General features: G+C 68.4%; 11 protein-coding genes and 1 pseudogene. 8 read left to right on the forward strand and 4 right to left on the reverse strand.

What is annotated here, in order from left to right:
• Both cobG and AAHS21_RS20535 read right to left on the reverse strand, forming a co-directional pair.
• Positions 1-1,113: a precorrin-3B synthase gene (gene cobG / locus AAHS21_RS20530; RefSeq protein WP_342929404.1), complete on the reverse strand. Its 1,113-nt coding sequence runs from the start codon at positions 1,111-1,113 to the stop codon at positions 1-3.
• 37 nt (positions 1,114-1,150) lie between these two features.
• A complete protein-coding gene (locus AAHS21_RS20535; RefSeq protein ID WP_342929405.1) occupies positions 1,151-2,602 on the reverse strand; it encodes a DUF222 domain-containing protein in 1,452 nt (483 codons plus the stop codon).
• A 71-nt stretch (positions 2,603-2,673) separates the two neighbouring features.
• On the opposite strand from AAHS21_RS20535, the gene AAHS21_RS20540 reads away from it, so the two are divergent.
• From AAHS21_RS20540 to AAHS21_RS20555, 4 genes are all read left to right on the forward strand, one after another.
• Positions 2,674-3,321: an esterase gene (locus tag AAHS21_RS20540; RefSeq protein WP_342929406.1), complete on the forward strand. Its 648-nt coding sequence runs from the start codon at positions 2,674-2,676 to the stop codon at positions 3,319-3,321.
• Between the two features lie 422 nt (positions 3,322-3,743).
• Positions 3,744-7,319 carry a cobaltochelatase subunit CobN gene (gene cobN / locus AAHS21_RS20545; RefSeq protein ID WP_342929407.1) on the forward strand — a complete coding sequence of 1,192 codons (3,576 nt, stop codon included), beginning with the start codon at positions 3,744-3,746 and terminating at the stop codon, positions 7,317-7,319.
• A 57-nt stretch (positions 7,320-7,376) separates the two neighbouring features.
• The gene (locus tag AAHS21_RS20550; protein WP_342929408.1) at positions 7,377-7,763 is read left to right on the forward strand and encodes a PPOX class F420-dependent oxidoreductase; all 387 of its coding nucleotides are present in this window, start codon (positions 7,377-7,379) and stop codon (positions 7,761-7,763) included.
• A gap of 7 nt (positions 7,764-7,770) precedes the next feature.
• Positions 7,771-8,628, forward strand: a complete 858-nt coding sequence (locus tag AAHS21_RS20555; RefSeq protein WP_342929409.1) for a type 1 glutamine amidotransferase domain-containing protein — start codon at positions 7,771-7,773, stop codon at positions 8,626-8,628.
• On the opposite strand, the gene AAHS21_RS20560 is transcribed toward AAHS21_RS20555, so the two are convergent.
• A complete protein-coding gene (locus tag AAHS21_RS20560; RefSeq protein WP_342929508.1) occupies positions 8,617-9,312 on the reverse strand; it encodes a dienelactone hydrolase family protein in 696 nt (231 codons plus the stop codon). The genes AAHS21_RS20555 and AAHS21_RS20560 overlap by 12 nt on opposite strands.
• Positions 9,313-9,385: 73 nt before the next feature.
• Between AAHS21_RS20560 and AAHS21_RS20565 the strand changes: the two genes are divergently transcribed.
• From AAHS21_RS20565 to lnt, 3 genes and pseudogenes are all read left to right on the forward strand, one after another.
• A complete protein-coding gene (locus AAHS21_RS20565) occupies positions 9,386-9,904 on the forward strand; it encodes an FxsA family protein (protein WP_342929509.1) in 519 nt (172 codons plus the stop codon).
• A gap of 29 nt (positions 9,905-9,933) precedes the next feature.
• Positions 9,934-11,538 (forward strand): amidohydrolase, encoded by a 1,605-nt coding sequence (locus tag AAHS21_RS20570; protein ID WP_342929410.1) that lies wholly within the window; start codon positions 9,934-9,936, stop codon positions 11,536-11,538.
• A 127-nt stretch (positions 11,539-11,665) separates the two neighbouring features.
• A pseudogene (lnt, locus tag AAHS21_RS20575) lies at positions 11,666-14,283 on the forward strand (apolipoprotein N-acyltransferase).
• Positions 14,284-14,305: 22 nt separating this feature from the next.
• On the opposite strand, the gene rbpA reads toward lnt, so the two are convergent.
• Positions 14,306-14,641, reverse strand: coding sequence for an RNA polymerase-binding protein RbpA (gene rbpA, locus AAHS21_RS20580; RefSeq protein ID WP_090603109.1), 336 nt, complete (start codon positions 14,639-14,641; stop codon positions 14,306-14,308).
• Between the two features lie 169 nt (positions 14,642-14,810).
• Between rbpA and AAHS21_RS20585 the strand changes: the two genes are divergently transcribed.
• Positions 14,811-15,161, forward strand: a complete 351-nt coding sequence (locus AAHS21_RS20585; RefSeq protein WP_342929411.1) for a hypothetical protein — start codon at positions 14,811-14,813, stop codon at positions 15,159-15,161.
• The last annotated feature ends 104 nt before the right edge of the window (positions 15,162-15,265 follow it).

The following is a 15,265-nucleotide window of genomic DNA, read 5'->3' on the forward strand; positions in this document are numbered from 1 at the left end:
CTAACTTCGAAGCAGCCGGTATCCGTCGCCGGTGGCGACCAGCACCTGTCCGGTCGGCGGGCTGCCGCACGCGCGTTCGCATCCGACCAAGTGACGATGCACCGACGAATCCGTGCCGACCAGGTCGGCCGCATCGGCCCGCACGTCGGCGGCCGAGCGCGCGCAGCCCGGACTGCCGGTACAGGCGCTGATGTCGAGCCAGGGGGAGTTCTCGTCGAATACCAGACCCAGCGGCGCTAGCACCCGCAGCGCGGCGTCGGCGACGCCCTCGTCGAGGTCGCACACCAGCACCGAACGCCACGGCGTGAACACCATCGGGGCCTCGATGACGGCGAGATACTCTGCGACTTGTGCGGGCAGCACACCCAGCGGTACCGCGGCGCCCAATGCAACCCGGCCTTCCTGGCCCGGCCAGTCCTGGGCTATCCAGCCCACTGGCGGTTTGGCGGCCGGCGCAAACCGGACGGCACCGAAATCCGCGCCGGGCAGTAGGTCCTCGATGTCAGTCAATTCATTGATTCGCCAAGCACTTTCGCGTATCTCGGTGAACCGGACGGCGATCCCGACCAGCGTCGTCACCACATCGTCGGCCGCCATGCGCAGGCCGGTATCGCGTCCCATCAGCAACAGCGCGTACCCGTCATCGCAGACGTGCACACCGACGTCGGCGCCCAGCCCGGACACGTCGGCGCGGCCGTCGTCGACGCTGAACCAAAACCGGCCGCCCAGATCCGCCAGCTTGGGCTCGGCACAGATCGCCGCGTCCAGCGCGCCCACCCAGGCCCGCACATCCGCGCGTCCGCCCGCACGGCCGGACAGCGGCGAGGCGACGATGTTTCGCGCCCGTTCGTGCGTTAACGACGGCAGCAGCCCCGCCCTGGCGATCCCTTCAGCGACGGCCGTCACGTCGGTGATCGCGCGCAACTGCACATTGCCGCGCACGGTCAGTTCCAAGGTTCCCGAACCGAATCCGCTGGACAGGCCGGCCAGCGCCGCCAGTTGCGCGGCGGTGATCATCCCACCGGGCAGTCGCACGCGCACCAGAGCGCCGTCGGCGGCCTGATGCACCTGCAACGCACCGGGGCAAGCGTCGCTGTCGCGGGTTCGGGCCATGTATTCCACGGTAGAGCAAAGACGGCCTGCCAAAGTTCTAGAACGGCGGCGGGTGATTTCGTTCGGCGACGTGAGCGGCGTTGAGTGAACGCTCGGCGTTGATGCGGCGGACGCGATCTTGCTCCCGGGTGCGCCGCCGCTTGGGCATCATGACCCCGCGGCAGTCGAGTCGGTCGGCAGCCCTTGGCGCACCGGCCAATTCGCCTGTTGGCAGGCACAGCGTCGGAAATAGCAGGAGACTGCCGGGCCGGGTGGTGTAGGTGTGCCCGCTGGGTGAAGTCCAGACAACGGCACCATCGGGGCGCTGCTCGTCGCGCCAGGCTGTCCAGAAAGTCTTGAGCAGGTGATGTTTTCGGCTCAGGCATTTGAGGTTCGACGGATGCGTGGGGCCGAACGGATAGGGGATCGTATGGTCGATGTCGCAGATCTCGGCGGGACGATCGCAATCGGGGAATCGACAGGTCATGTCGCGGCATCGCACAAATGCTTCGAGCGCCGCCGAGGGGCGATAACTCGGCTCGCGCGCATTGGCGTCGCCGGGATGACGCAACGGCCGCACCTTCGCACCAGCCCGTACCAGCTCGGCGAGCCGTGGGGAGGGAACCGTTCCGCCGCCGGTGATCAACGCGGATGGCCGGTTAATGCCCGAGGGTGCGGGCGCACTCTGCAGCGCCGCCGGCTCGGTGACGACGTGGATGACGACACCCGTCGCGCGCTCGTCGTGCTGTAGGCGCGCCGCGCATTCGGCGTTGTCGCAGCCACAGCCGAGTCGCTCTGCTCCCGCGGCGAGCGCGCCCAACGCGTCGGCACGGCGCTGGGCGACAGTCCGCGGGTCGTCATCGCAGACATCGTGGGCCATTTGCCCGAGCCGTCGCTCCAAAGCCGCGGCGTCGGTGGAGTACAGCCGGCCCCACACCGCGGCGGTTCCCGACTCGTCATTGGCCAGGTCGACCACCAAGTCCCGGCTGCGCGCGGCCGCTCGGGTCCGGCGCAATGCACCGGGGTCATAGCGGTCGACTATCGCGTCGATGGCCTGCGCCGTCTTGTTCACCGACAGCGGCCCATATCGGGCCGCACTCTTGGCCAGTGCCGTATCGACCAACCGCAGCGTGTCCGGGTCCTTGATCAAATCCGTGTGCCACACGATGGCCGCGGCCAGCCGAGCGCTGATGGCGCCGTCGTAGAAGAGGGCTGCTACTTCTGGCAGCCGGTCCCGCAATGCCACGGCCTGATGCATCTGACCGGACGCCCTGGAGTGACTGATGCCTTGTGCAGCAGAGACTTCGGCGGCCATCGCATCCCAGTTGTCACAGGACCACATGGCATGGTCGACGCGGCCCACCGCGCGGCGGCGCACCAGTTCGGCGATGGCTGCCAGCCGGCGCGAGGAGGCGGCGGCTTCGGCTCGCGTCCACTCCGCGATCGCCGCGACCACGGTCGCATCGTCGGCGCGCAGTAGCTCGTCCGCACCCTGCAGTCCATCGAACATATTTTCGATTCTAGCGACGGCCACTGACAAGTCCGAAGATTGCCACGGGTCACGGTGGGCACCCTCCTGTGGTGCAGACGATGGAGTACGCCCCGGGACGCTTGGCCGATGTCTTCGGTGATCCGACTCAACCGGCCGTTCTCGTCTGGCACGGCATGCAGGCCAATGCCCGCGCTGTCGTCCGGCCGCTGGCCCGCTTGCTGGCCGACCGTGGCGCCCACGTCGTGGTGGCCGACTGGAATTCGCATTCCCACGACGGAGGCCGCGCGGACTTGTTGGGATCGGTCGAATTCATGCGGCAGCGCAGCGACGGCTTCGTGCTCGTCGGGTGGTCGATGGGCGGCCTCGCCGCGGCGGGTCTGACGCTGACTCGCGAGGATGTCCCGCTGACCCACACCGTTTGTCTGGCGGGCGCTTTCACGGTCCCCGACCCGATCACGGGTCGCCTCCCGGGCAACGGGCTGAGTCCTGGCCGGGGCGGTCCGCCGTTCACTCTGCTGCACGGCCTGGCCGACGATGTGGTTCCGGTGACGGCCAGCCGCGACTTCGCCACTCAGCTCGAGGCCGTCGGGTGGCCGGTGCAGCTGGTGGAGTTGGCGGCCGATCACGGGTCGATCGCTGGAGCGGAGTACGACCAGGCCGCCGATCGCTACCACGCGGCCGAGCAGGCTGACGTCGCGGGCGGGGTCGCCGCACGGATCGCGGCGGTGCTCCGTTGAAAACGGTATGAACACGCGCGGTCCGGCGGCATTTGTGGCAATGTTTGCTGAGGGGGAATCGGTACGCACGGAGAGCTGTGATGTTCGGGATAGCGAATCGCTTGGCACTCACCCTCGCGCCCGCTTTCGCGCTCGCCGTCGCCGCGAGCGCGATGTCGCCGGCAATTAGTCGAGCAGCCCAATGTGGCGAAGGGACCATCTACGACGCGCCAACCAACACGTGCGTCGTCGCCGCGCAAGCGCCGGCCCCGCCGCCCCCGGCCGCTCCGCCGCCCCCGCCCCCGCCCCCGCCGCCGGCGTGGTCCGGCCCGCGGCCGCACGTCTGGGTCAGCGTCTGCGCGCCGATCCGTTTCATCAGCATCTGCACCGGGATCTGAGCGGGCGCTGTCCGCCCACCGGTCGCGCTACGGTACGAATGATGGGTGGCTGAGCCGACGATCGTCCTGCTGTCGACATCCGACACCGACCTGATCAGCGCCCGTTCCAGCGGGAAAAACTATCGGTGGGCCAACCCCGCGCGGCTGTCCGATGAAGAGGTGCCCGATCTCTTGGGCGACGCCGAGATCGTGGTGGTCCGGATCCTCGGCGGCTACCGCGCCTGGCAAAGCGGCATCGACACCGTGCTCGCGAGTGGCATTCCGACGATCCTGGTCAGCGGCGAGCAGGCCGCCGACGCCGAGTTGACCGGACTGTCCACCCTGGCCGCCGGAATCGCGGTGCAGGCGCACATCTACCTGGCGCACGGTGGCGTGGAGAACCTGCGCCAGCTGCACGCCTTCTTGTCCGACACCGTGCTGATGACGGGCGTCGGCTTCACCGAGCCGGTGGTGACCCCGACCTGGGGGGAACTCGAGCGGCCTGCGGCCCGGCAGACGCCGGGCCCCACCATCGCGGTGCTGTACTACCGCGCGCAACACCTGGCCGGCAACACCGCCTACATCGAATCGCTTTGCACGGCAATCGAAGACGCCGGCGGGCGACCGCTGCCGGTCTACTGCGCGTCGCTGCGCACCGCCGAGCCCGAGCTGCTGCAACGGCTCGGTGACGCCGACGCGATGGTGGTCACGGTGCTGGCCGCCGGGGGACTGCGGCCCGCGGCCGCGTCGGCCGGTGGGGACGACGACAGCTGGAACGTCGAACACCTTGCCGCTCTGGACATTCCGATCTTGCAGGGGCTGTGTCTGACGAGCTCGCGGGAACAGTGGAACGAGAACGACGACGGCCTGTCCCCGCTGGATGTGGCCACCCAGGTGGCGGTGCCCGAGTTCGACGGGCGCATCATCACCGTCCCGTTCTCGTTCAAAGAGATCGACGACGACGGGCTGATCTCCTATGAGGCCGACCCCGAACGCTGCGCGCGGGTCGCCGGCCTGGCCATCCGGCACGCGCAGCTGCGACACATCGCCCCCGCCGACAAGCGGGTGGCCCTGGTGTTCTCGGCGTATCCCACCAAGCATGCGCGCATCGGCAACGCGGTGGGACTGGACACCCCGGCCAGCGCGGTGGCACTGGTACAGGCGATGCGCGAGCGCGGCTATCGGGTCGGCGATCTGCCCGGCATCGACGCCAACGACGGCGACGCGCTGGTCCATGCGCTGATCGAACGCGGCGGGCAGGACCCCGACTGGCTCACCGAGGAGAAACTGGCCGGCAACCCGGTCAGGCTGTCCGCCGCGGACTACCGCGCCTGGTTCGCCACCCTGCCCGACGACTTCCGCGAGGCGGTCGAGACCCATTGGGGCCCCGCACCCGGGGAGCTGTTCGTCGATCGCACCCACGATCCTGACGGCGAGATCGTCATCGCCGCAATGCAATCCGACAACCTGGTACTGCTGGTGCAGCCGCCGCGCGGGTTCGGCGAGAACCCGGTTGCCATCTATCACGATCCCGACCTGCCACCGAGCCACCACTATCTGGCCGCCTACCACTGGCTGGATACCGGATTCGGATCCCACGCGGTGGTGCACTTGGGCAAGCACGGAAACCTGGAGTGGCTGCCAGGCAAGACGCTGGGCATGTCGGCGGCCTGTGGGTCCGACGCCGCACTGGGCAACCTGCCGTTGATCTACCCCTTCCTCGTCAACGATCCCGGCGAGGGCACTCAGGCCAAGCGCCGGGCGCACGCCGTACTCGTCGACCATCTGATCCCGCCGATGGCCCGTGCCGAAAGCTACGGCGACATCGCGCGTTTGGAGCAACTGCTCGACGAGCACGCCAACGTCGCCGCCCTGGATCCCGGCAAGCTGCCCGCCATCCGCCAGCAGATCTGGACGCTGATCCGGGCCGCCAAGATGGACCACGATCTGGGCCTGACCGAGCGGCCTGAAGAAGACTCGTTCGACGACATGCTGCTGCACGTCGACGGCTGGCTGTGTGAGATCAAGGATGTCCAGATCCGCGACGGTCTGCACATTCTCGGGCAAAAGCCCACGGGGGAAGCAGAACTCGACCTCGTCCTGGCCATTCTTCGGGCCCGCCAGCTGTTCGGCGGCGAGCAGGCCATCCCCGGTCTGCGACAAGCACTCGGTCTCGCCGAGGACGGCACCGACGAGCGGACGACCGTCGATCAAACCGAGGCGGTTGCCCGCGAACTGGTCGCAGCGCTGCAGGCCAGCGACTGGGACCCGGATACCGCCGACACGATCACCGACAATGCCGACGTCGCCACGGTGCTGCGATTCGCGGCCACCGAGGTAGTGCCCCGGCTGGCCGGTACCGCATCGGAGATCGACCAGGTGCTGCGGGCGCTCGACGGCCGGTTCATCCCCGCAGGACCTTCGGGGTCACCGCTGCGCGGCCTGGTCAATGTGCTGCCCACCGGCCGCAACTTCTACTCCGTCGACCCCAAGGCGATACCGTCGCGGTTGGCTTGGGAAGCCGGTGTCGCGCTTGCTGATTCACTGTTGGATCGGTATCGCAACGACCACGGGGAGTGGCCGCAATCGGTCGGGCTGTCGGTGTGGGGCACCTCGGCGATGCGCACCTCCGGCGACGACATCGCCGAAGTCCTTGCGCTACTCGGTGTTCGGCCGGTGTGGGACGACGCGTCGCGCCGTGTGGTCGGATTGACACCCATTCCGCTGGCCGAGCTGGGCCGCCCGCGAATCGACGTGACCGTTCGCATCTCGGGATTCTTCCGCGACGCGTTCCCGCATGTCGTCACGATGCTTGACGACGCGGTGCGCTTGGTCGCCGAACTCGACGAACCCGCCGACGCCAACTTTGTCCGCGCGCACGCGCAGGCCGACCTGGCCCAGCATGGTGACCAACGACGATCCACTACAAGGATCTTCGGCTCCAAACCGGGTACATACGGCGCGGGGCTGCTGCAACTGATCGACAGCCGGAACTGGCGCGACGACGCCGACCTCGCTCAGGTGTACACGGCCTGGGGTGGGTTCGCCTACGGACGCGACCTCGACGGCCGCGAGGCGGTCGAAGACATGAACCGTCAATATCGGCGAATTGCGGTGGCCGCCAAGAACACCGACACCCGCGAACACGACATCGCCGACTCGGACGACTACTTCCAATACCACGGCGGCATGGTTGCCACGGTGCGAGCGCTGACCGGCAAGGCGCCGGCGGCCTACATCGGCGACAACACCCGACCCGACGCGATCCGCACCCGCACGCTGTCCGAGGAGACCACGCGGGTGTTTCGCGCCCGGGTGGTCAATCCGCGCTGGATGGCCGCGATGCGCCGGCACGGCTACAAGGGCGCGTTCGAGATGGCGGCCACCGTCGACTACCTCTTCGGCTATGACGCCACCGCCGGGGTTATGGCGGACTGGATGTATGAACAGCTCACCGAGCGTTACGTGCTGGATCCGGAAAACCGGAAATTCATGACCGAATCCAACCCGTGGGCGTTGCACGGCATGGCGGAACGACTGCTCGAGGCCGCCGGGCGCGGTATGTGGGCGCAGCCGCAGCCGGAAACTCTGGACGGGCTGCGCCAGGCGCTGCTGGAAGCCGAAGGCGATCTCGAAGGCTGACCTAGATGAAGTGGGCCGACTGCTGAGAATGTCAACGTTCACAGGTAGGTTGAGACCGTGACGCCCACCTTTGCCGACCTCGCCAAGGCGCAATACATCCTGTTGACCACCTTCACCAAGGACGGTCGAGCGAAGCCAACCCCGGTCTGGACCGCGGTGGACGGCGACCGCCTGCTGGTGATCACGCAGGCAAACTCCTGGAAGGTCAAGCGGATTCGTCATACACCCCGCGTGACGATGGCGACCTGCACCATGCGTGGTCGCCCGACGAGCGAGGCGGTCGAGGGCACCGCGGCGTTGCTCGACAAGTCGGACACCGGCACTGTTTACGACGCGATCGGCAAGCGTTACGGCATCATTGGCACGGTTTTCAACTTCTTCAGCAAGCTGCGCGGCGGTATGGAAAGCAACATCGGTCTCGAACTGCGAGTGGCCCAAGGCTGAAGCCTTCATGAGTACGGTGCTCATTCCGATCCCGGATCGTGACTTCGACCCGACCGAGGTCGCCGTCAGCTGGCGGGTCTTGACCGACAACGGGCACCGGGTGATCTTTGCGACCGAAAGCGGAGCGCCCGGTGTCGCCGACGACATCATGGTGACCGGTCGAGGGCTCGACATCTGGTCCGCGCTGCCGTTAGTGGGCTCACTGTCACTCGTCGGACTGGCGCTGCGCGCCGACAAGAACGGTCGCGCCGCCTACGCCGCGATGGCGGATTCACCGGAGTACCAGCATCCCGTCAGCTGGCATCAAGCCACGCTGGACGGCGTCGACGCGGTGCTGCTGCCCGGGGGTCATCGCGCCCGGGGGATGCGCAGCTACGTCGACAGCGGCATCCTGCAGCGCCTCGTCGTCGAGGCGTTTGCCCGCGACATGATCGTGGCCGCGATTTGCCACGGGGTGCTGCTGGCCGCGCGCAGTATCGACCCCGACACGGGTCGCTCGGTGCTCTACGGACGCAAGACCACCGCGCTCACCTGGGCGATGGAACGGCTGGCCTGGCGGCTGACCCGAATCACCCGGTTTTGGGATCCCGACTACTACCGGACCTACACCGAAGCGCCCGGTCAGGCGCAAGGCTCTATGTCCGTGCAGTCGGAAGTCACACGCGCGCTTAAAGATCCGACGGATTTCCGCGACGTCGAACGCGGTACGCCGCACTGGCGGCTGAAGTCGTCGGGGATGGCGCGGGACACCGCGACGGACTCGCGGCCCGCATTCGTCGTCGACGACGGCAACTACATCTCGGCGCGCTGGCCCGGCGATACCCACACCTTCGCCGGCGTCGTGTCGGACAAACTACGTCTTTAGCTGCTCGCCGAAGAAGGAAAAGACGCGGCTCCAGGCGTCTTCGGTCGCGGCCTCGTCGTAGCCGAACCCCGCGATGCGCAGCAGTGGTTGGGCGGGAAGGGTATTCGCGAAGCTGTGCCCGGCGTCGGGATAGACCTTGACGTCACTGGTGATCTGCTTGGCCGCAATCACTTCGCGCAATTTCTCGGGTGCGCCCTTGCCCAGTGGGTCGCGCCCGCCGAAGCTGGCCACGATCGGGCACGCCCCCTCCAGTGTGTCGTTCAGGTGCCGGGGCAGGGGAGCGCCGTAGAACGGAGCGGAAGCCCCAAATCCCTTGGGCGACATGATGAGTGCAAACTGGCCGCCCATGCAGAAGCCGGCGATTCCGACCTGTCCGGTGCAGTCCGGCCGCTTCAGCAGGTAATCGCGGGCCGCAAGAATGTCATCGAGAGCGCGGCCACGCTGTGTCATCAGCTCACGCATCACCCGAGTGATGCAGCGGATGCGGCCGCCGCGCGCGTACATGTTCGGCGTGAGCGCCAGATAGCCCGCCTGTGCGATGCGGTCGTTGGTCTGCTGCTTGTCCCGGCCGTAGCCGAAGGCGTCGTGGATTACCACCACACCCGGCCAGGGGCCGTCACCGGCCGGGATGTTCAATAGCGCATCGATCGGTCCGTCCGGCGTATCGATCTCAATCGTGGTCATATCGTCATCTAACTGCAGCCGCGACACCGATCACCAGGGGAACTCGAGTGCAATGCACAGACGTTGGCATCACATGGTGAGCCGGTTGTTACTCGTCTACGCCGTCGTCGAACTGGCGGCGATCTTCGCGCTGGTCTGGACGGTCGGGTGGGGCTGGACCCTGCTGGGTCTGCTGGTCACGTTCGTTATCGGCTGGGGCCTGCTGGCCCCGATCGCGGGGTCGCAGCTGATTCGCGACATCGGTCGGATGCGCGCCGGTCTCAAGGAACCGCGCACCACCCTGGGCGACGGCGCGCTGGTGACGGTGGCCACCGCGCTGGTCCTGGTTCCGGGCTTCGTCACCACGCTGGTGGGAATGCTGCTGCTGCTCCCGCCGGTGCGTGCGGCCGCCGGGCCCGGATTGACCCGGATCGCGCTGCGCAGTTTTCAGCGACACGCACCACTGGTCATGACCGATTTCACGGCCAGACGCGGGGATTACATCGACGGCGAGGTCATCGATGTCTACGACGTCGAGCCGGCCGCGCTGCCGAAGAACCGGCCCGCCGACGAGCACTGGGGCGGCCCCCGCTACGCGTCCGGCCCGTACTGACGGGCTCGTGTTCCACGTAGTTTTGCCCTGTGACCCCGATTCCGACCACTCTGCTGCTCAACGGGCGGGTGCACAGCCCCACCAACCCCGACGCGACCGCGATGGCGGTGCGCGGCGAGGTCGTTGCCTGGCTGGGCAGCGACGACGTCGGCCGCCGGCAGTTTCCTGACGCCGAGCTGGTGGACCTCGAGGGCGGCTTCGTGGCCCCGGGATTCGTCGATAGCCACATTCATGTGACCGCGACCGGCCTCACCCTCAGCGGCCTGGACCTGCGGGGGGCCCGCTCCCGCGCGCAGTGCCTGCGGATGGTCGCCGACTATGCCGCCGCCCACCCCGGCGAGCCGATCTGGGGTCACGGCTGGGACGAGTCGTCGTGGCCCGAGAACAGCCCGCCGTCCACCGCCGAGCTCGACGCGGTGCTCGGCGGCCGGCCGGCCTACCTGGCGCGCGTGGATGTCCACTCCGCGCTGGCCTCGACCGGGCTGCGCAGGCTGGTGCCGGACCTGGCGGCAGCGCGCGGTTTCACCGCCGAGGGGCCGCTGGCCGGCGACGCTCACCACCTGGTCCGTGCGGTCGCCCGCGGCCTGCTCACGCCCGCGCAGCTCGCGGCGGCCAGGACCGCCGCGCTGGGTGCCGCGGCCGCGGCCGGCGTCGTCGCCGTCCATGAATGCGCCGGGCCCGAGATCGGTGGCCTCGACGACTGGCTACAGCTGGACGCCTTCGACCACGGCGTCGAGGTGATCGGCTATTGGGGTGAGGCGGTCAGCACCGCCGCGCAGGCCAGCGCGCTGATGAAGCAGACCGGAGCCCGCGGCCTGGCGGGTGACCTGTTCGTCGACGGAGCGCTCGGCTCACACACCGCCTGGCTGCACGAGCCATACGCCGACGCCCCGGACCGTGTCGGCACCTGCTACCTGGACCGCGACGTCATCGAAGCCCACGTACGGGCGTGCACCGAGGCGCAGGTGACGGCGGGTTTCCACGTCATCGGCGATGCCGCGGTGTCGGCGGCGGTCGACGCGTTCGAACGGGTCGTCACCGACCTCGGGGTAGTTGCCGTCGCCCGCTGCGGGCACCGGCTCGAGCACCTCGAGATGGTGACCGCCGACCAGGCCGCCAAGCTGGGCGCGTGGGGCGTCATCGCCAGCGTGCAGCCCAATTTCGACGCCCTCTGGGGTGGTCGCGGCGGCATGTACGCCGACCGTCTCGGTGCCGAACGAGGCAGCCGGCTCAATCCACTCGCGCTGTTAGCATCCCAAGGCGTGCCCCTCGCGCTAGGTTCCGACGCCCCGGTGACCGGGCTCGACCCGTGGGAAAGCGTGCGCGCGGCCGTCAACCACCACACCGCGGGCAGCGGCGTCTCGGCCCGGGCGGCATTCGCCGGCGCCACCCGCGGCGGTTGGCGCGCGTGCGGTGTGCGCGACGAGAATATGGGCGCCCTGGTGCCGGGTGCTCCGGCCTCCTACGCGGTCTGGGACGCCGGAGACCTCGATGTACACGCCCCGGACGACAGCGTCCAGCGGTGGTCCACCGACCCACGGTCGCGGGTCCCCGCGTTGCCGCGCCTGGGCCCGGCCGACGAGCTCCCGCGGTGCCGACGCACCGTGCACCGAGGTGCTGTCATCCATGGTTAGGGAGGAGCCGGTCGACGACGCGGCCGAGGACTACGACGAAGCCGAGGACGAGCCGGAAGCCGACGACAAGAGCCGTCCGGGCCCGGCCGGTCGAATAGCCGCCGCGGGCGGCCGCGGATTTGCGCGGCTGGGCAAGGGGGCGATCACCCGGCTCGCCGGCACGGGGGCCGCGCTGCGGCCCAGGCTGCCGCGCCTGGTGGCCGCCATCGCGGGCGGAGCGCTGCTGTGTGCCAGCTTCCCGTCGGTCAACTGGTGGTGGGCGGCCGTCGTCGCCGCCGCGTTGCTGGCCTGGGTGCTCAAACATCCCGCCACGACACTGGCGGGCGGATTCGGTTACGGATTCCTGTTCGGGTTTGCGTTCTACGCCCCACTGCTGCCTTGGATCAGCCTGCTGGTGGGCGCCATCCCGTGGCTGGCGTTGGCGACGATGTGCGCGCTGTTTCCCGGCCTGTTCGGCTTCTTCGCCGTCCTGGTGCGCCGACTGCCAGGGTGGCCGCTCTGGTTCGCCCTGCTGTGGACGGCCCAGGAGTGGCTGAAGTCGATCCTCCCGTTCGGCGGCTTTCCCTGGGGTGCGGTGGCCTACGGCCAGGCCGAGGGCCCACTGCTGCCGTTGGTCCAGCTCGGCGGGGTGGCGCTGCTCTCCATGGGGGTCGTCCTGCTGGGCTTCAGCGTGACCGCGATCGCGTTGGAAATCGCCAAGTGGTGGCGGACCGGCAGCCGGGCGCGCGGGGAGGCCTCGGAGGAAGGTGTGGCGGCCGCGTCCCCGCCCGCCGTCGTGCTTCCCGGCGTCTGCTTCTGTCTGGTGCTCTTTGCCGCGGTCATGATCTGGCCACAAGTGCGGCACTCCGGCGCCGGATCGGGTGGCGAACCGACGGTTACGGTCGCGGCCGTGCAGGGCAATGTGCCCAGGCTCGGCCTCGGCTTCAACGAACAACGGCGCGCGGTGCTCGACAACCACGTCGACGAGACCTTGCGGCTGGCCGAGGACGTCCGGGCCGGGGCCGCCCCGCAACCGCAGTTCGTGATCTGGCCCGAGGATTCCTCCGACATCGACCCCTTCGTCAACGCCGATGCCGCGCAGCGCATCGCGGAGGCGGCGCACGCGATCAACGCACCGATCCTGATCGGGTCGGTACTCGCGGTGCCACACCACGACCAAGGACCCGAGCAATACACCAACACCGCCATCGTCTGGAATCCGGTCACCGGGCCGGCCGATCGCCACGACAAAGAGATCGTCCAGCCGTTCGGCGAATACCTGCCCATGCGGTGGCTTTTCGAGCATCTGTCGAGCAAGGCCGGGCTGGCAGGCAATTTCGTCCCCCGGACGAGCACCGACGTGGTGCAGATCGCCGGCGTGCCCGTCGGCGTGGCCACCTGCTGGGAGGTGATCTTCGACCGGGTGCCGCGCAAGGCGGTGCTCAACGGTGCCCAGTTGTTGGCGGTGCCCGCCAACAACGCCACCTTCAACAAGCGCATGAGTGAGCAACAACTCGCATTCGCGAAGGTTCGCGCTGTCGAGCACGACCGATACGTCGTGGTCGCCGGGACCACCGGGGTCAGTGCGGTGATCGCTCCCGACGGCGCCGAGCTGGTCCGTACCGACTTCTTCCAGCCCGCTTACCTGGACATCCAGGTGCGTCTCAAGACGAAGCTGACGCCGGCAACGCAGTGGGCCCCGATTGTGCAGTGGGTCTTGGTCGCGGCGGCCGGAGCGGTCATTCTGGCCGGAATACGGCACAATGGGAGCTTCCCGCGTTCGATTCGCCGGCGGTCCAGGCCGTCGGCGGAATCGGCAGACGTCGGGGCAGCCCCGGACGAACCCGGGCCCGACGAGCAGGCTCCGGCGACCGCGCACGACGCTGCGCCGGACACACTCGGCGACTACACTCCGCTCCACCAAAAGGGCGGCCGACAACCTCGGTATCTCGGGCGACACAGAGGAGATCAATGACCACCGGCGAGCAGGCGACCCGGCCTCCGGCCAATCGTCCCAGCCAGCGTGTCCTGGTTATCATCCCGACCTTCAACGAGCGGGAGAACCTACCGCTGATCCATCGGCGGCTGACGGACGCCTGCCCCGATGTGCACGTGCTGATCGTCGACGACGGCAGCCCCGACGGGACCGGCGAACTCGCCGACGAGCTGGCCGCTGCCGACGGTGGTCGCACCCACGTCATGCACCGCACGGCCAAGGACGGCCTGGGCGCCGCTTACCTCGCCGGTTTCGGCTGGGGTTTGAGTCGGGACTACGCGGTCCTCGTCGAGATGGACGCCGACGGCAGTCACGCGCCCGAGCAGCTGCGCCGGCTGCTGGACGCCGTCGACGCCGGAGCCGACCTGGCCATCGGTTCGCGTTACGTCGAGGGCGGAGCGGTACGAAATTGGCCGAAGCGGCGCTGGGCCCTGTCCTGGACCGCCAACACTTACGCGCGGCTGGCGCTCGACATCGACATCCATGACATCACCGCCGGCTACCGGGCCTATCGCCGCGAGGTGCTCGAGGCGATCGACCTCGACGGCGTGGACTCCAAGGGCTATTGCTTCCAGATCGACTTGACCCGGCGCACCCTGGACAACGGTTTCATCGTCGTCGAGGTGCCGATCACCTTCACCGAGCGCGAACTCGGCGTCTCCAAAATGAGTGGATCCAACATTCGCGAGGCGTTGGTGAAGGTCGCGAAGTGGGGCATTGAGAGCCGCCGCAACGGCGCACGGGCCGCGCGCGCGGCCAACCACAGCTAGCCGGCCGGGCGCACCGCCCGGGTCAGCCGCGTCGCTTCGAGCGGATCAGCTCAAGGCGCTCCTTGAGCAGTTCTTCGAGCTCTTCGACACTGCGGCGCTCCAGCAGCATGTCCCAGTGGGTGCGCGGCGGCTTGACCTTCTTCGGCTCGGGTAGGTCACCCTCGATCAGGGTGCCTTCCATGCCGTTGCGGCACAGCCAGGTGCCGGGGATGTCGGCGTCGTCGGCGAACGGAACCTCGAATTCCTCGCCGTTCTCGGTGCGGTACTTCGCGAGCTGACGGGGCGCCAGGTCGTGGTTGCGGTCGGTCTCATAGCTCACGGCTCCGAGGCGACTGCCCCTCAGTACACGATCAGCCATGGCTGTTACTCCTTTAAATTGCTCTGAGCCCTAGGCTCCGGTGACGCGATTCTATTCGCATAGCAAACGTTAGGACGTTGTGTGTAGTTCCCGAGTCGACACGCGGCATACGCGACTCGACCGTCAATGATACCGGGATCGCGCGATGGGGCCGACTAAAGTCGGCAGCGTGAGCCGCCGTTCCCACCCACAACCATGCCGCTGGTGCGGTCGAGACGTGACCGAAGTCGGGATGGGTCGGCGCCGCCAATACTGTCGGCAGTCTTGCCGGCAGCGGGCCTACGAGCAGCGGGCTTCGATCAGCCGGGGCGAGGTAACGGCCGTGCCGGTCGATGCCGTGGTGCTGTCGGCTGACGATGCGTCCGACCTGTCAGATCGCGTCTACCAGGTCCGATGCGCTGCCGAGGATGTCGCGACAGCGCTGGACGAAGGCGCCGAGGCAACCGAACTGCGCGAGCTCTGCGAAGTGCTGATCCGCGCGGCCCAGGCCGCCGACGGCTGGCGTCGAGCGGTCGTCTGACCGCACTTGACCACGACAGATGGTTAGCCGGGTACAGTCGCGCCATGGACGGGCGCCCGTGCCTGCGGATTACGGGACGTTTTGAAATCCGGTCGGAGTTGGCC

This window comes from Mycobacterium sp. 050272 (assembly GCF_039023525.1).
In the GTDB taxonomy this organism is placed as follows: domain Bacteria; phylum Actinomycetota; class Actinomycetes; order Mycobacteriales; family Mycobacteriaceae; genus Mycobacterium.